At 54.1% G+C, this 17,100-nt stretch carries 15 protein-coding genes; 4 read left to right on the top strand and 11 right to left on the bottom strand.

What is annotated here, in order from left to right; genetic code table 11:
• Positions 1-24 precede the first annotated feature (24 nt).
• Positions 25-1,602 (top strand): glycerol-3-phosphate dehydrogenase/oxidase, encoded by a 1,578-nt coding sequence (locus JIN87_RS14785; protein WP_200356356.1) that lies wholly within the window; start codon positions 25-27, stop codon positions 1,600-1,602.
• Between the two features lie 67 nt (positions 1,603-1,669).
• Here JIN87_RS14785 and JIN87_RS14780 read toward each other — a convergent pair whose 3' ends face one another.
• Together JIN87_RS14780 and JIN87_RS14775 are read right to left on the bottom strand one after the other, a co-directional pair.
• Positions 1,670-2,593, bottom strand: coding sequence for a tyrosine recombinase XerC (locus JIN87_RS14780; protein WP_200356355.1), 924 nt, complete (start codon positions 2,591-2,593; stop codon positions 1,670-1,672).
• 13 nt (positions 2,594-2,606) lie between these two features.
• Positions 2,607-3,254: a MazG family protein gene (locus JIN87_RS14775; protein ID WP_267909399.1), complete on the bottom strand. Its 648-nt coding sequence runs from the start codon at positions 3,252-3,254 to the stop codon at positions 2,607-2,609.
• 159 nt (positions 3,255-3,413) lie between these two features.
• Here JIN87_RS14775 and JIN87_RS14770 point away from each other — a divergent pair, with 159 nt between their 5' ends.
• Together JIN87_RS14770 and rsmA are read left to right on the top strand one after the other, a co-directional pair.
• Positions 3,414-4,208 carry an indole-3-glycerol phosphate synthase TrpC gene (locus JIN87_RS14770; protein WP_200356353.1) on the top strand — a complete coding sequence of 265 codons (795 nt, stop codon included), beginning with the start codon at positions 3,414-3,416 and terminating at the stop codon, positions 4,206-4,208.
• A gap of 35 nt (positions 4,209-4,243) precedes the next feature.
• A complete protein-coding gene (gene rsmA / locus JIN87_RS14765; protein ID WP_200356352.1) occupies positions 4,244-5,068 on the top strand; it encodes a 16S rRNA (adenine(1518)-N(6)/adenine(1519)-N(6))-dimethyltransferase RsmA in 825 nt (274 codons plus the stop codon).
• A 9-nt stretch (positions 5,069-5,077) separates the two neighbouring features.
• On the opposite strand, the gene JIN87_RS14760 is transcribed toward rsmA, so the two are convergent.
• On the bottom strand, positions 5,078-5,239 hold the full coding sequence (locus JIN87_RS14760; protein WP_200356351.1) for a hypothetical protein: 162 nt from the start codon (positions 5,237-5,239) through the stop codon (positions 5,078-5,080).
• On the bottom strand, positions 5,232-5,498 hold the full coding sequence (locus JIN87_RS14755) for a hypothetical protein (RefSeq protein WP_200356350.1): 267 nt from the start codon (positions 5,496-5,498) through the stop codon (positions 5,232-5,234). Before JIN87_RS14755 ends, JIN87_RS14760 begins: the two co-directional genes overlap by 8 nt.
• Positions 5,499-5,773: 275 nt before the next feature.
• On the opposite strand from JIN87_RS14755, the gene JIN87_RS14750 reads away from it, so the two are divergent.
• A complete protein-coding gene (locus JIN87_RS14750; protein WP_200356349.1) occupies positions 5,774-6,247 on the top strand; it encodes a DUF192 domain-containing protein in 474 nt (157 codons plus the stop codon).
• A gap of 18 nt (positions 6,248-6,265) precedes the next feature.
• Here JIN87_RS14750 and JIN87_RS14745 read toward each other — a convergent pair whose 3' ends face one another.
• The 7 genes from JIN87_RS14745 to JIN87_RS14715 all read right to left on the bottom strand — a co-directional run bounded on the left by JIN87_RS14745 (position 6,266) and on the right by JIN87_RS14715 (position 16,908).
• Positions 6,266-7,534 (bottom strand): type II secretion system F family protein, encoded by a 1,269-nt coding sequence (locus JIN87_RS14745; RefSeq protein ID WP_200356348.1) that lies wholly within the window; start codon positions 7,532-7,534, stop codon positions 6,266-6,268.
• Positions 7,535-7,567: 33 nt separating this feature from the next.
• Positions 7,568-9,256: a GspE/PulE family protein gene (locus JIN87_RS14740; protein WP_200356347.1), complete on the bottom strand. Its 1,689-nt coding sequence runs from the start codon at positions 9,254-9,256 to the stop codon at positions 7,568-7,570.
• A 75-nt stretch (positions 9,257-9,331) separates the two neighbouring features.
• On the bottom strand, positions 9,332-10,210 hold the full coding sequence (locus tag JIN87_RS14735; protein WP_200356346.1) for an alpha/beta fold hydrolase: 879 nt from the start codon (positions 10,208-10,210) through the stop codon (positions 9,332-9,334).
• An 85-nt stretch (positions 10,211-10,295) separates the two neighbouring features.
• The gene (locus JIN87_RS14730) at positions 10,296-10,955 is read right to left on the bottom strand and encodes a DUF3347 domain-containing protein (RefSeq protein WP_200356345.1); all 660 of its coding nucleotides are present in this window, start codon (positions 10,953-10,955) and stop codon (positions 10,296-10,298) included.
• 43 nt (positions 10,956-10,998) lie between these two features.
• The gene (locus tag JIN87_RS14725) at positions 10,999-14,532 is read right to left on the bottom strand and encodes an efflux RND transporter permease subunit (protein WP_200356344.1); all 3,534 of its coding nucleotides are present in this window, start codon (positions 14,530-14,532) and stop codon (positions 10,999-11,001) included.
• 4 nt (positions 14,533-14,536) lie between these two features.
• The gene (locus JIN87_RS14720; protein WP_200356343.1) at positions 14,537-16,354 is read right to left on the bottom strand and encodes a heavy metal-binding domain-containing protein; all 1,818 of its coding nucleotides are present in this window, start codon (positions 16,352-16,354) and stop codon (positions 14,537-14,539) included.
• 155 nt (positions 16,355-16,509) lie between these two features.
• Positions 16,510-16,908, bottom strand: a complete 399-nt coding sequence (locus JIN87_RS14715) for a hypothetical protein (protein WP_200356342.1) — start codon at positions 16,906-16,908, stop codon at positions 16,510-16,512.
• Between the last annotated feature and the right edge of the window lie 192 nt (positions 16,909-17,100).

Below are 17,100 nucleotides of genomic sequence, written 5' to 3'. Positions count from 1 at the left end.
ACTAATCCCAACACCAGCAAAAAAGTGAATCGCGAGAAAGCATTCGACGCACTTTCCCATTCAAACGATCCCTTCGATCTTTTAATCATTGGCGGCGGAGCTACAGGGCTAGGCACCGCTGTGGATGCTGCGACTCGCGGACTCCGAGTCGCCCTGATTGAGCAATCCGATTTCGCGAAAGGAACCTCAAGCCGTAGCACCAAGCTTGTTCACGGCGGCGTCCGTTACCTTCGGCAAGGAAATGTTTCTCTTGTGCTCGAGGCGCTAAGAGAGCGCGGGCTGCTCTACCGAAACGCGCCTCACCTAGTACGCGACATGGCGTTCGTAATTCCCAACTACAAGTGGTGGGAAGGCCCGTTCTACGGAGTCGGTATGAAAGTCTACGATGCGCTTGCCGGCAAACTCGGCATCGCCCCTTCCCGCTGGCTCGACAAAGAGGAAACCCTAGCTCGTATCCCAACCGTCGAGACAGAAGGACTTACCGGCGGTGTAGTTTATCACGACGGCCAGTTCGATGATTCCCGCCTCGCAATCAATCTCGCCCAAACCGCTGTGAAACAAGGAGCGTGTTTGGCTAATTACGTCAAATGTACTGGGTTGATTAAGGAGGACGACACGGTCCGCGGCGTTCAGGCAGAGTGCCAAGAATCTGGTAAGCAAATCGAGGTCCGAGCAGACTGCGTTGTAAATGCCACTGGCACTTTCGTAGACGGACTCCGTCAAATCGACGATCCCAGCTGCCATGCAATCGTTTCGCTCAGTCAAGGTATCCACATTGTCCTACCCAAGTCGTTTCTACCAACGGACTCCGCAATCATGATCCCTAAGACAGCAGACGGACGCGTGCTCTTCGCAGTCCCCTGGCACGACCGCGTCGTCGTCGGTACTACAGATACTCCACTCAAACAGAACTCCCTCGAACCTCGAGCGCTCGAAGAAGAGCGAGCCTTCATAATGGAGCATGCCCAACAGTACCTCACCAACGATCCAACTCCAGACGATGTGCTCTCCATATACGCTGGCCTTCGGCCACTCGTGAAGGCGGGCAATAGCGAGGACACCGCAAGCCTCTCTCGCGACCACACCATTCTCGTATCCAATTCAGGCTTGCTCACCGTAACGGGTGGCAAGTGGACCACATACCGGAAAATGGCTGAGGACGTAGTTGATCACGTCGAATTGCTCATAGGAAAGGAAGCGGAGCCATGTTGCACCAAGCAGCTTCCCCTCGTCGGCTCTACCGACGAGCTAGACGCTTCTGCCAACTTAGCGCTCTACGGCAGCGAAGCATCACACATCCAAAGGATCCTGAGCGACCGCCCCGAAAGCGTCGAGTTAATCCACCCTCGATTGCCCTACCAACAAGCCGAAGTCATCTATCATGTGCACACCGAGATGGCACGCACTGTCGAGGACGTTCTTTCCAGACGCACAAGAGCGCTTCTCCTCGATGCGAATGCAGCAAGCGAAGCGGCTGCAACAGTGGCTAAACTGATGGCAGTTGAACTGAAACAAGACGATACCTGGCAGCAGAAACAAGTATCCGATTTTCAAACACTCGCACGGGGCTACATCTTCACCGACTCAGCAAGTCTCCAATGATGCATCACCTGAGAGCACGATCAACGATCGCGGCTACAGAGGCGACTAGCAGGTAAGTTAACGCTCCCTAAGCTCGCGGGTGAGCTTGGTCGAAAGCATCCTTCAAACGACCTATATTGACGTGCGTGTAAATCTGCGTGGTGGAAAGCTTCGCATGTCCAAGTAACTCCTGAACGAGCCGCAGGTCCGCACCGTTGTCCAATAGGTGCGTTGCGTAAGAATGGCGAATCTTGTGCGGCGTCAGATCCATCGGCAAATCCGCGAGCGCTAGATACTTTTTGAGTAGCAACTGCACTCCTCGAGGAGTCCACTTTTGGCCACGATTACTCAACACCACCGGATCCGAATATCCCGTCGCGGGAGCAAACTCCTGTCTCCATTTTTCCAAGACAGCCATGGCTACCCGTCCCAGAGGACAAATTCTAGACTTGCCGCCCTTACCGACGATACGTGCAACGCCTTCGTCGAAACTCACTTGCCCATAGGTCAACTCGCACAGCTCACTTACACGGAACCCCGCTCCATAGAGGAGCTCCAAGACCAGACGGTCACGCCACGCCTGCTGAGCTGGTATCGACTCACCTTCCAACAACCGCATCGGACCTTCCAACAAGCTCCTCACTTGCTGCTCTGTCATGAAAGCAGGCAGTTTCTTCGGCAGCTTCGGAAGCGCGATTCCGACAAACGGACTCTTCTCGAGCTTTCCTTGACGCATCCAATATTTGAAGAACGTCCGCAGCCCGGAAACGTAGTTATGGACCGTTCGGCGGGAAACCCGGTTCTGTTGTTCGATCACGAAATCGCGAGTCTCCCGCAATTCGACAGAGGAGAGATCCCCCTTCCACTTTCCCATCGAATCTAGGAAACCGAAAAAAGCCACCAAGGCCGTTTCGTAGTTTCGACAGGTGTAGGCTGATAAACGACGCTCCCCAGAAAGGTGCCGCAAAAACGGTTCCACCCATTGGCTACGCCATTTCTCCGAATCGCCCATAATTAAGTTAGACTCAACCCGCTTCCTCTTGAGCGTCGTTCGCCAATCCCTCGCTCTCCGCCATCACTCGACGAGCAAACTTACGAACAGCGCTCTCCGGATCGATCCCCTTAAGTCTGCAGGCAGCTGAGATCTCGAAGAGGATATGTCCCGCCGCTTCTTCATCCAGTTCGGCAGCCATCGCTTCGATCGCTTCCATATCGACGGAAGCTCCAGTTGGCAGAGCCTTTTTCTTGATCTGCTTGAAAATGTCGTAAGCGAACATCAAGGCCGGCAATGCAGGTGGTAAATCCTTAAACTGCGAATCGCTCTTCGGCTTGTTCGCCTTCTCTCCCGCCTTAATCTTCTCCCACTGGGCTAGGACCTGTTCGGAGTCCTTCAAATCCATATCGCCAAAGACATGCGGATGGCGACGTACGAGCTTTTCATTGATCTCAGCGGCTACTGCCTCGAAGTCGAAGTGACCTGCTTCCTTCGCTAATTGGGCATGGAAAACGACCTGCAGAAGTACATCGCCCAATTCTTCACGCATGTGCTCCATGTCGAGTTTGTCGATGGTCTCAAGCAGCTCGCTGCATTCGTCGACCAAGCATTGGGCAATGGACTGATGATCTTGCTCCATATCCCACGGGCACCCGCCAGGTCCCCTCAATCGAGCCATAGTTTCCTGCAAATCTTCGATAGCGCTCACGCCCGCCATCAAGGAGCCCCGCTCCCCGCAAAGCAATTCCAGATTCCAACACTCTCAAACAGCACCACAAAATTTGTATCGCATTAGCGTCCATTCGAGTCCATTCGCGGTTCTGAAAATCTCAATCAAATGGACAAACTGACAGAGATCATGAACTGGAAGGCCGAGGAAATCGCGGATCGAATCCGCGACGTTTCTTCCGACGAACTCGAATCCTTCGCATCCGAAGCAACTCTCCGCGGCTCCTTCCTCGAAGCCCTCAAAGCCCCTCAAGGTCTCGCCGTCATTTCGGAAATCAAACGCCGCTCCCCATCCGCCGGTCAAATCAAAGACCTCGGCCCCTCGATCGACCAAGCCGACAAATACCTAGCCGCAGGAGGCGATTGCCTCTCCATCCTCACCGACACCAAATATTTCGGCGGCGAACTCTCAGACCTGTCCTCAGTCACAGAAAAATTCCGAGAGCAAAGCAAAGGCATCCCCTGCTTACGCAAGGACTTCATGATCCATCCCATCCAAGTCCTAGAAGCTGCCCAAGCAGGAGCTTCCGCGATCCTGATCATCGTCCGCGCATTGTCAGACCAGCAGATGACCGACCTCCGCCAGGCTGCCGACCTCGCTGGACTCGACTCCCTCTACGAAATTCACAGCGAACCGGAACTCGAACGTGCCGTCACCCAAGACGCCAAGATCATCGGCGTCAACAATCGCGACCTCGCCATCTTCAAAACCGATCTCGCCTTCTCGGAAAAACTAATCCCGCAATTCCCTAAGGACGTGGTCGCCGTTTCCGAATCCGGAATCTGGACCGGCGAAGACGCAGCGCGCGTCAAAGCCTGCGGAGCCAAAGCGATCCTAGTCGGCGAAGCTCTCATGAAAGCGCCCGACACCGCCCAACTCATGGCGGACTTCCACAACGCCTAGAAAGTCCTTTCTACCACAAACGTCACAATCGCAAGTTGCCGCTTTCCCCTTCACAGACTCGCGAGCTGCTCGAGCAGCTAGGACACCGGCCCCGCAAGCAGCTCGGCCAGAATTTCCTCATCGACGGAAACATCGTACGCAAGTCCTTAGAGCTGGCCAATGTCTCCAGCGGCGATCACGTTGTCGAAATCGGCCCTGGTCTCGGCACCCTAACTCGCGCTCTCCTCGAAAAGGGAGCCATTGTACACGCAGTTGAATTCGACCCGAAACTCGGGGATCACATCGAATCCATCGCCCAAGACGAAGCGAATCTCCACCTCGTCAAAGGAGACGCTCTCGATCACCCACTCGGTGATCTCCCCTCCGACATCGGCGACTACAAGATCGTAGCGAACCTACCCTACGCTATTTCAACTCCTTGGATGGCAGTCGTATTGGAGAGGCAACTACCCAGCGTCATGACGCTGATGCTTCAAAAAGAAGCCGCTCAACGTTATGCCGCCAAATCAGGCACCAAGCAGTTCGGAGCGATCAGCATCTTCCTCCACGCCGCATTCGATATCCTGCCAGGACACGACGTATCAGGTTCCTGTTTCTACCCCAAACCCGACGTCGGCTCGACGCTTCTCCACCTGCGAAGGAAAAGCGATCCCTATCGTTTTTCGCCAGAGAGTTCGCAACTCATCCGCGACATTTTCCAGCAACGCCGCAAACAGATCGCATCGCTTCTCCGTAAGTCCAAATCGGATACTGCGAAGGTTTGGTTGGGAAAGCTAGAGAGCGTTGGTATCGAGCCCAACGCACGCCCAGAACAAATAGAAACAAAACTCTGGATCGCTCTAGATAAAGAGCAAAGCTGAGCCCTTAGCTCACGACACCCACTCAGTCGCCTTAACGAGGCAACCACTCGCCCCTAGCAACATACGACGTTGACGTCTTTCCCGTATCCAGGTCGGAATGACAAGCAGCCGGCGGATCATGTTTTCACTACGACTATCAGCCGCCAAAATCAGACGTTCTTGCTTACTCATCGTTAGCGATCTCCATGCTGAGGTTTTCAAGAAAGGAAATCAGCTCGCCAACCTTGCCAGTGTCCTCGGCCAACGAAAGCTCTGGAGCGATTTGGCGGTTTAGCACTTCACGCTTGGCCATTGACCAAGGGTTGGGGCGATCCTGCTTGAGCTTTGGCTCCTCTAACGTCTCCACTTCCAAGGAGAATCCAAATTCGTCTTGCAGGCCCAACTCCCAGCTAGGAGTCCAATTTTCTTCTAGTCGATTGATCGTGTTCATGCATCCAAACTACCACCCAGCATCAGACATCTCCTGTCCTACCCCTCAAAATATAGGCAATTTCCCCAAAAAAAGAGCACTTGTAATCGGGAATCACTCAGCCTAGCCTTCTTAAAGTTAAGAATTTCCCTCCCACCCACACACACCACCCTGCCAGGCCGTCCCCCTCGACGGCCTGGCAACTTTTTGGGGCAGAGCATTGAACCTTTCGCGTATTCTCGCTTGCCCAAGGGAATCTTAGCCAAAGACTGCGTCCCAGGTTCAAACACGCCTTTATGAAACGCTCTCTGCTCCTCTCGATCCTCACCGCCTTCTGTATCGCTGCCACAAGCTGCTCCGAATCTGAAGACAGCCAGCCTACCATGCCCGAGACGCTCCAGGTCGGCGACAAGACCATCACGATCGAATTCGCGATCTCTCGCAGCGAGCAGACCAAAGGCCTGATGTTCCGAGACGGCATCGACGACGATCACGGCATGCTTTTCATCTACAAAGAGCCGCAACGCATGTCCTATTGGATGAAGAACGTCGATTTCCCCATCGACATCGGCTTTTTCACGGCAGACGGAGTTCTAAGGGAAATTTACCCGCTCTATCCGCAAGACACCCTGTCACGCAAATCCATCCGCGACGATATGCTCTACGCCCTCGAGACACGTTTTAATTGGTACAGCGACAACGAAATTCGGCCTGGAGCGAAGCTGGACCTCGAAACCGTCAGTCAAGCCTTGGCCGCACGAGGCCACTAAATCCGAAACAGGCGAAGGCTAAAAAGAGCTGAATCCCTGTAGAATCTTAAGAAACGGAAGAAACAGGGCAAGGATGATCAAAACGATGGCAAGTGCCATAAACACGATCATCAGCGGCTGAACCATCGACGTCAGACTCGAGATCGAATTGTCCACCTCTTCGTCATAGACATCCGCGATCTGCCCCAGCATTTGCGGCAGGTCCCCCGTTTCCTCGCCGACCTCCACCATACTCGTCACCATCGTAGGGAAAATCTTGGCCTCGGTAAGCGTGCTAGCAATTCCTTCCCCGTCCTTGACCCGGTTGCGCACATTTTCCACAGCCGCCTCTACATGTAGATTGCCACAAGTGTCCTTCGTGATTCGCAGAGCCTCCAAAATAGGCACGCTACTCTCGATCAAAGTACCCAAGGTACGTGAAAAGCGGATCACATAGATCTTGGTAAACAAGTCACCCACCCCGAAAAACTTGATTTTCAGCCAGTCGTAAAGCTGACGCCCTGGCCGCGTCGCCCCGAAAAGCTTAAACAACAAGAAGCCGCCGAACAACCCGCCAAACACCGCATACCAATAGGCCACCAGAAAATCGCTGACCGCCAAGACGTAGACCGTAAGGATCGGCATCTTGTCGTCGCCAATCTGCTCGCTGAAGATCCCTTCGAATTTCGGTACCACGAAAATCAACAGCAGCAAGACGATGAGAAACGAAAAGATCATCACCACCGTGGGATAAGTCATCGCCGACGCGAGTCTCGACTTCATGCGCTCGGTCTTCTCCAAATAAGTCGCCAAGCGAGCCAGTGACACCTCAAGCATGCCGCTCGCTTCCCCCGCTCTCGCCATATTTACGTACAGGAAATCGAATTCTTTCGGAAAGGCGGCCAACGCATCGGAGAACGTACTACCTGACTGAATACTCTCGATCATGTTGTTAAGTATCCAGCGGAAAACCACGTTCTTCTCCTGATCCTTCAACACCTCCAAGGAGCGGATCAAAGTCAGTCCCGCCTGAAGCAAAGTCGCCAGTTTTCGTGTAAACTCCGAGAGAGCCTTCTTCTTGATCGCCGACCCAAGGTACATCGGCCTTTTCGTCGCTTTCCCACTCGAACTCCGTGTCACGGTAGCAGAAGAGTCCCCCTCCCCAGCAGAACGCACCACGGTCACGCGAGCAGGCGTTAGACCATAGCTCCGGATTTGCTTAACCGCGTCTTGGCGAGAGCCAGCATCCACCATGCCCTTGCGCTCCTTACCTTCCCCATCAATTGCAATAAACCTAAATTTCGACATAACAGCTCGATTCCGCCCGCTCAATCAGAGCGCTCACGAGTAACGTATCACTTCCTCCACCGTAGTGACACCGGTAAAAATGTTGCGGAGACCATCTTCACGAAGCGTTCTCATTCCTTCATGCAAAGCCCGCTCCCTCACGGCGACAGCGGGACTGCCTTCGCTTATCAGTTCTCGAATCGACTCCGTCACGCTTAACATCTCAAAGATCCCCAACCGCCCGCTGTATCCTGTAGCCGCGCACGCGGAACATCCCGTTCCATGGAAAAACTCCTTCTGCTGGAGAATGCTCGGATCCAAGTTCAACTGATGCAGCAGAGCGGTGTCCGGCAAATACGAACGCCGACAGCTCGAGCAGATCTTGCGTAGCAACCGTTGAGCCAGCACCGCCTCGAGCGAGGACGAGATCAAAAACGGCTCCACCCCCATATCCATTAAACGCGTCACCGCTCCCGCCGCATCATTCGTGTGAAGCGTGCTAAGCACCAGATGCCCCGTCAATGAAGCCTGGATAGCTATCTGAGCCGTATCCAAATCCCGGATCTCGCCCACCATGATAATGTCCGGATCCTGACGCAGAAAGGACTTGAGCGTATTGGCAAAGCTCAGCCCGATATGCGGATTCACTCCCACCTGCATTATCCCGTCGATCTCATACTCGATCGGATCTTCCGCAGTCATCAACTTCGACTCCACCCGATTCAAGCGCTTGAGACAGCTGTAAAGGGTAGTCGTTTTTCCGGAACCAGTCGGGCCGGTAGAGATAAAGATCCCATTCGGCCGGGCGATCGCGCTTTCGACCGCACCCAGCACATCATCCGGCATTCCAAGAGTATTGAGCTCCAATTGGGTCGCCCCTTGGTCCAACACACGCAAAACGACACTCTCGCCAAACTGTGTCGGCAACGTGGATACACGCAAATCGACATGACGCCCAGCCACCACCAGACGAACCTTGCCATCCTGCGGCACACGTCGCTCCGCGATATTCAAATCGCCCAAAACCTTCACGCGCGAGATGATCGGAATCGCCAACTCCCACGGAGGAGGAGACATCTCATAAAGCGCTCCGTCGATGCGATAACGAATCTTAAACTCTCGATCAAACGGCTCGAAGTGAATATCCGAGGCCTTGTCTTTAATTGCCTGAGCCAGGACGAGGTTAACAAAGCGAATGATCGGAGTTTCGCCCGCCATTCCCAGCAGATCATCCGCCGTCACATCCTCTTCGCTCGCGATATCCGAAAGGTCGATCTCCTCGAGGATTCCGGTATAGTCCACATGCTGCGGGCGATAATAGACATCCAGCAACTCGTTCACCACCTTCGGATCGAGCAACAGCAACCTGACATCGCGGTTCACCGCAAAGGCGACGTCGTCAATCACCGACGTACTAAAAGGGTCCGTGGTCACAATCGTGACTTGCCGCTCGGAACTCTCGATTGGCACGACATTGTGCATACGCGCCAAAGTAGGATCAATCATCTCGACCAGTTCCGCCGGGATATCGTAGGGAGCGTCCCTCAATCGCTCGATCCCTAAATAGCTCGCAACCGTATCCAAAAACACAGGCCTGCGAACACCCCCTTCTGCCAAAATCTTGTCGGCGAGCGAGACCTCCTCACCTTTCGCCAACGCCAGCAGCTCATCCAAACGCCCACGGTCGAGCAGACCGTGAATTTGGCAAAGATCATAAACTGCCTGATTGTGAGATTCGTACATCTAGAGGGTAGATTCGTACAAACTACGAGTACCCCTCCCCCTCAAGCAATCGAAAAGACAGCCCCCTAAGCGGGCTCATTCGCGAGCGGACAAATCCCTGATAGCCCTCTTAATCTCATGCGGATGAGACCAAGGGATGAAATGGTTTACCCCCTCCAATATCCGCAATTCAACTACGCCCTCCGGAAAGACTCGCTTCACGTAGTCCGCATTGCCAGGCGGCACGAGCTTGTCCTTGTCACCCTGAATCACGATTGTCGGAGTCCTCAAGTCTCCTAGTTTCGCGCCCAATTTGACCAATTCAGACTTGTGCGGAAAGATCTCGTCGTTGCTATTGCGCCATTCGTAGGAAAGCCCCCAGCGAATCGGTGGAACCTTTCCAAGCCAATTGAACCACTTCCGCTTCTCAAGCTCGGGATCCATCGACGGAGCGACGAGCACCAGCCCCGAGACCGATTCCGGATAATCCGCTGCGATCCGCGCAGCCACTGGACCACCCAGCGAATGGCCCACCCAAAGCGCAGGCACAGGCGTTCCGCTGGCGATGACCGCGTCGTGGATGCGCCGCGCTTGCGCCTCCAACGAGGGTTCCGCCTTTTTTGGCCTCGTCCGACCAAATCCCGGCCTGTCCACCGCGGTTACCGTAAAATCCGACGTCAACCCGACATCCGACAGCATATGAACATAGTCCCCCCAACTCCCCGGAGAACCATGCACAAACACCACTCCAGCCCCCTCGCCTTTTTGCGCCAAGAACACGGAGCCGACATCATCCTCATGCTCATAAAAATCCGGAATCGATTGTCCCCGTTCGCTAAAGTGCGACTCTATCTCCGCATCCGTCTTCTGGAAACTCATACATCCCGAAAAACCAACCGAGACACCCAGCAGGATCAGCAAAAACAACCCACCGCTCACGGCAGCTCGCTTCCAAGTTATGATGCGATGGCTCATCTCCATCACTAACGAGACACTCCCAAGATTGATCGCTCAAGAAAAACGGCCGTTGTTTCCAACGACCGCTCAAAAAAGCTAAAACCTAGTGGCTATGATCTCCGTGTCCATGGGAGTGGCCTTTCTCTTTGCACGATTCACAAGAGCCATCATCACAACAAGCCTTGCCATCGGAACAGCATTCTCCGCCGCTGCCGCAACAGTCCGATCCACTTTCGCCTGCCGCGTAACTCCCCGTCTGCATCCCACAAGTCAGCATCATCGAACCATAGTATGGGTTTCTCAAAGAAGACTTCGCTTGCAGCCAAGTCCCGCCCGTGTTGTTAAAAGCCATCGGGCAATGCATCTTGTACGCGACTCCATCGCTCAAACCGGCCTTGTCTACCTTTGCCAGCAACGCATCCGACCAATCCTTAAACGCCTTGCGGGCGATCGCGATGTCCGACGATCCAGCAATCGCCTTCGCCGCATTCAATTCGGTCGCGCAGCAGCTATCCTCTCCCTCGGTACAAGCAAGCGTTTCAGCGTGGGCGAGAAAAGCCTTCGCCCCTTTCTTGGCAGCAGAAAGATCGTCGCCAGCCAAGCCCTCCTGGGTCGAGAAATAAGTCGATAGCTGCTCTTGCGCGCAACTCGAGCAGCCAGCGTGCTCGCCTTTCATCTCATCCATGGCACAGGTCCCACAATGCGCGTGCAAAGTGGATACGGCTGCAAATGCCGCAATTAAGCTAAGTATCAGTTTTTTCATAGTAGTACGGGTTAGTATTTATCTAATTCTAAGTTCAAAATTTTCAATCATTGAGAGCCGTTCGCCGCAGTTTCCACTCCTCGACCGAGCAATAAACAGCCGGAACAAAAAACACCGTCAGAAACGCGACGCACATTCCTCCAAACACCGGGATCGCCATCGGAATCATCACATCCGCCCCTCTGCCGGAAGAGGTGAGCACCGGCAGCAACGCCAGCATCGTCGTGGCGCTCGTCATCATCGCGGGCCGAATCCGTTTCTTCCCCGCCTCGATCACCGCCTTGCGCAATGCCTCCTTCGTGCGAGGCGATTGCTCCGCCAAAGTCTGCTTCAAATAAGTGCAAAGCAAAACGCCGTCATCAGTCGCGGTACCGAATAGAGCCAAAAAGCCGACCCAGACCGCGACGCTTAGATTCACGGTGCCTACCTGGAAGAGACCCCTAAGGTTCGCCCCCAGAGGGGCTAGATCCAGAAACCAATCCTGACCATAAAGCCAAACGAGCCAAAATCCTCCTGACCAGGCGAATGCCACACCAGAGAAAACGATGAACGTCGTCACCGTATTGCGGAACTGCAAATAGAGCAGCAACCAGATCGATAGCATCGCGACTGGCAACACGAGGCGCAAGGTCTTCGCCGCTCGGACTTGCCCCTGGTAAGTCCCGGTAAACTCGTAGCGAACTCCAGTAGGCAATTTCAGCTCGCCACTGCTCACCTTCTCCGCGAGCAAAGCCTCAAGTCCCTCAACCGCATCCACCTCCGCGATCCCTCCAATCGGATCCATCAAAACGTAGGCCATAAGGAACGTATCCTCGCTTTTGATCATCTGAGGCCCGCGTTTGTAGACGATCCTCGCCAGATGCGACAAAGGGACCTGAACACCCTTCGGAGTCGCCACCAATATCCTCTCCATCGCCTCCAACGAGTCGCGACGCTCCCTCAAGTACCTCAACCGAACCGGATAACGTTCGCGCCCCTCCACCGTCTGCATGATCACGCGACCGCCGATCGCCGTCTCGATCACCTCCTGGACAGCCCCCACTGTAATGCCATAACGCGCGATCGCATCCCGGTCTATTTCGATTTCGAGATAGGGCTTTCCTACAACTCGATCCGCAATAACCGCCCCCTTCTTCAACAACTCGGATTCCTTGAGAGTGGACTCTATAGCGAGCGCCGCTTGGTCGATTGCCTCCAAATTCGGCCCAAACACCTTCAGCCCCATGCTCGCCCGCAAGCCCGTTTGCAGCATGATTCGACGAGTCTCGATCGGCTGCAGCATCGGAGCGGAAGTCACACCAGGAATCCGAGCCACTCTCTCGATCTCATCCCAAATGTCCTCTGGATTGCGAATCTCATCCCGCCACTGACGAACCCACTCTCCGGATTCATCCTGAACAAACTCAGGTTTATAAGAAATGATGGTCTCCACCATAGAGATCGGAGCCGGATCCAAAGAACTCTCAACGCGACCGATTTTGCCCACAACCGACTCCACCTCGGGAATGGACTTAATCGCCATATCCTGTTTCCGCAAAACATCCATCGCTTCCCCGATCGATGCATGCACCATCGTGGTCGGCATGAAGAGAAAAGACCCCTCGTCGAGAGCAGGCATAAACTCTCTCCCTAATCCCGGAAAGGTATCGTCAAGCGCTTGCCAAGCCGAAGCCTCTTTCACCCAAAGCGGGGACCACGAAAAGACCTTGCCCCAGCCCAACCAGCAAACGCTCCCCCCTAACACAACGACCAAACACGAGGAGACGAATACCACCTTCGCCTTGAGTATCCAACCCAGCACGACAGGATACCCCCGAATCACCAAATGGGCAAAACCTACTAGGAGCCCAAGAGCCAGCACAACAAAAAGAACATTGCGAACCGGAGACCCCAGGCCGAGTGGCTGCCAATCATACGCCAACACAACCGCCAGTCCCAAAGACAATGCAATCGCCATCCCTCGACTAAGAGAGCGCCTCCCGCGCTTTGACACTCGAGCCCCCCCCTTGCGGTAAAACAGGTGAATCAATGCAGGAATCAAGGTCAGCGCCACCAGAATACTGCCCAACAAAGTAAAGGTCTTAGTGTAAGCCAAAGGTCGAAACAAGCGTCCCTCCTCTGCAATCATCGTAAACACCGGCAAGAAACTCACGACCGTCGTTAAGACCGACGTCAACACAGCTCCTCCCACCTCAACGCAGCCCTCGTAAATAACTTTCAATCGATCAGCATTCGGATTCGCCGTCTCCAAACGCCTTATACAGTTTTCAACCAATACGATAGCCATGTCCACGATCGTGCCCACCGCGATTGCGATACCTGAAAGCGCCACGATATTCGCATCCACACCGACGAGCTTCATCCCCACAAACGCGCTCAAAACCGCGAGAGGCAGAACGCTCGAAACCAAAACCGCGCTTCTCAAGCGAAGTAGCATCAGAATGACCACGATTACCGTAACCAAAATCTGCTGACGCACCGCCGTCTCCAAAGTATCAAGCGTCTCTTCAATCAAGCCCGAACGATCATAGAACGGAACGATTTTCAACCGGCTCACACTCCCGTCTGCTAGCTCCTTCGCGGGCAAGCTAAGCTCCAAATTCTCAATTCGCTCTTTAACCCGCTTTATAACCTCCAGCGGATTCTCACCAAAACGAGCAACCACGACACCCCCAACGGCCTCCGTCCCTCCTTTGTCCAAAGCCCCCCTACGCAAGGCCGGACCAAACTCGATTTCAGCAACCTCCTCCAAAGTGATCGGGACATTGTTCCGCTCCGCGATCACCGCTTTGCGCAAATCATCTAGGCTCTTAACAAATCCCAAACCGCGGACGACATACTCGGCATTGTTAATCTCAATCGTGCGTGCCCCCACGTCCAAATTACTCGAGCTCACCGCAGCAGCCACTTCTTGTATCGACACATCGTATACACGCAACGCATCCGGATCGACATCGACTTGATACTCCTTCACAAAGCCACCAATCGCTGCGACCTCCGCAACTCCCTCAACTCCTTGCAGAGCGTAGCGAACATACCAGTCCTGCACACTCCGGAGCTCAGCGAGATCCCATCCTCCCGCAGGCCGCCCTTCCGCGTCCCTTCCTTCAAGCGTATACCAAAACACTTGACCAAGCGCCGTCGCATCCGGCCCTAGCTGCGCCTGAACTCCATCCGGAAGCGTTCCCTTAGGCAAGCTCGAGAGCTTCTCCAATATCCGACTGCGCGACCAATAAAAGTCGATCCCATCTTCAAAAATCACATAAATGGAACTGAAGCCAAAACTGGAGCTGCTCCGGATGCTCTTCACTCCCGGCAAACCAAGCAAAGAACTCGTGAGCGGGTAAGTGATCTGGTCCTCGATATCTTGCGGGGACCGCCCACTCCATTCCGTAAACACGATCTGCTGATTATCTCCAGTGTCAGGAATGGCGTCCACCGGCACTGGCCTACGATCCAAAAACTCAATATCCCAATCGAACGGAGCCACAACCAGCCCAGCCAACGCCAAAAAACCAGCGAGAATGAATACGACGAGCTTGTTGCTCAAACAAAAGCGAATCACTCGATCAATCATCGCACTACTCCTCTCCGTAGACCTTCAGCTTTTCGCCACAGGTAAGCATCATCGCTCCGAAATACGGATTACGCAAAGCCCCATCCCGTTGCAACCAATCGGCAGCACCATTGTTTGGATACACCATCGGGCACCGCATCCGGGCAAGCTCAGTTCCTTCGAAATCAACTCCACCTTCCGCTGTTGCGATGAACGCTTTCGAGAGATCATCGAAATAAGGACGCCGCATCGCCGCGATATCCTTCGCCTCCATAAGGCCATGGATCGTCTCCGACAGAGCGCTATCGTGTCCAAGCGCCACATGAAGCGATTCCACCGCACGTGCCGCCGACTCAAAGTCATCCCCAGCCAAAGCCTCTTGCAAATCGAGATAAGCCCCAAGGCCTTCCGAAAACGCTTCAACATTCAAAACGGGAGCGTCATCCGCCCCCGCCTGCTCGTCCTTTGCAGGGCTCATCATGCTCGGCTTAGCCAGAATCTGCAAAGCGCTGTCGATCTTAAACGCCCCTCTACTGACGACCCGTTCCCCTTCTTCCAATCCCGATACGATTGTGAAAAACTCGCCCGCCTTCTGACCAATGAGAACTTCCCGACCTTCGTATAAACGATCCTCGCCTGACTCGCTTTCAACATAGACGATCGAACGCTCCCCCGTCCGCATAACAGCCGAACTCGGAACGATCAAAGGAACCTCTTCAGACTCTCCCGAAGTGTATCCAAGCTCGCTCGCTGGTACGAGATCCATCCCGCAAACATCGCAGCTTCCCGGTCCATCCTTTACGATTTCAGGATGCATCGGGCTAATCCACTTGTCCGCCAAATCCGGAGCAAAAACACCGCCCCCTTTTGTCACCAAAGCTTTCACCTGCCCAGTGGCGAACATGCCTGGCTTCAAAACTCCTTTCGGATTGGATACATTTACCCGCAAGTGAGTCGTTCTGGATTCACGATCAACCTCCGGCGAAATGAATACGATCCTGCCCGTAAAAACCTCACTCGGATACGCCTTGACGGTAAACTCCAGCTCCTGCCCGATACGAAGCCAAGCCAAGTCCGACTCGTACGCATCCAGCATCAGCCAAAGCCGACTGTAGTCAGCGATCTCAAAAAGAACGTTGCCCTCATCAAGATAGTCGCCTTCCCGTACCAGCTTTTTACTGACAACTCCGCCAAACGGAGCTCGTAGCTCAAACTGATCCGAAGATTCCCCGCGATCTCGAATCAGATCGATCTGATCCTCCTCCAGCCCCCAACGACGGAGCTTCTGACGAGCCGACTCTACAAACGCGCCGTCTCCATGCCTCTCATACGCGAGCAATAACTCCTTCTGAGCGCTTAGAAGCTCCGGACTATAAATACTCGCAAGGTGTTCGCCCTTTTTGACAGGAACACCACGATAGTTTACAAACAGCTCCTCAATTCGAGCCGGGAAACGAGCCGTGATCGATCGAACCATCGTCTCGTCCAACTGCAAAGTCCCCACCAGCCGGATACTTGTTTCCGGCATTCTACGCTCCACCTCGACCGTTTCGACTTCAGCCAGAGCCCGTGCCGCAGGACTCATTCGATAATGTCCACTATCTGCGGATACGGAATCATCACCCGCTGGAATTAGGTCCATCCCGCAAATCGGACACGCCCCAAACTCCGCCTGTTGGATCTGCGGATGCATGGAACAGGTCCAAGATTCCGGTTCACTCGGAAGCTCTTGTCGCGAATGAGCCCCCCCTGACTCTAAGTTGTCGGGAGCCGAACAACGGCCTGCCCAAAACGTAGCGCCAATCGTCAATACGCCTAAAGCGATAGCTACTTGCTTGTTCATGGTATTTGTAAAGTCGTGACCGAATATGCCCGGTCAAAGCACACGAGATACGGAGCCTTTTCCAAAGGTCTCCCAGATAACAAGAATCCCAGGCTCTAAGACCCGCTAGACTCCCCAATTAGACACGGTTGCCTCAACAACCGCCCGACTTCACATCAAAGCAAATACACGCAGTACGCATTGCCTAGCTCAGCTGCATGACAAGCCCACAACTCGGGAGGCGAGCGAGCCAGCACTCTACAATCGCTAGAGCTCGTATCGGCAAACGCAGTTAACTCCGCCAAGCTGAAAACCGCGACCAAAAGCGGCTTGGACAGCTGGAAGCCAGTATCCCCATCAACAATTTTAGAGATACGCTCCACTTCGTGCGGACACTCGTCTCGATCCTTAACCGGAACAGCTTCATCAGAGCTAGCCATGCTGCAGCAGGAGTGAGCTTCCACCTTCGGCTGCTCGACAATCTTCTCCCAAACCGCATCCACGCCAAAACAGCAGCAAAGCGGGTTCGCTATGGCAGCTACAAGCAGAAGAGTGATGGCTTTGAAACGGTTCACGAGACTAACTCATTGATATATCGGACACCAAAGGCGTCATTTCAAGCACGTTGAGCGAAAGTTCAACTGCGCCTAATCATTATGACGAGCAAACCGGGGAAACGATTCCCCAGTCAACCGTCAACTCTACCCCAATTTGACAGCCTAGACCAACTAACGTTTCGCTCGAAATCGAGCCCCTGACAGATACCC

This window comes from Pelagicoccus mobilis (genome assembly GCF_016595505.1).
Classification (GTDB): domain Bacteria; phylum Verrucomicrobiota; class Verrucomicrobiia; order Opitutales; family Opitutaceae; genus Pelagicoccus; species Pelagicoccus mobilis.
This window is presented reverse-complemented; position numbering and strand designations above follow the sequence as displayed.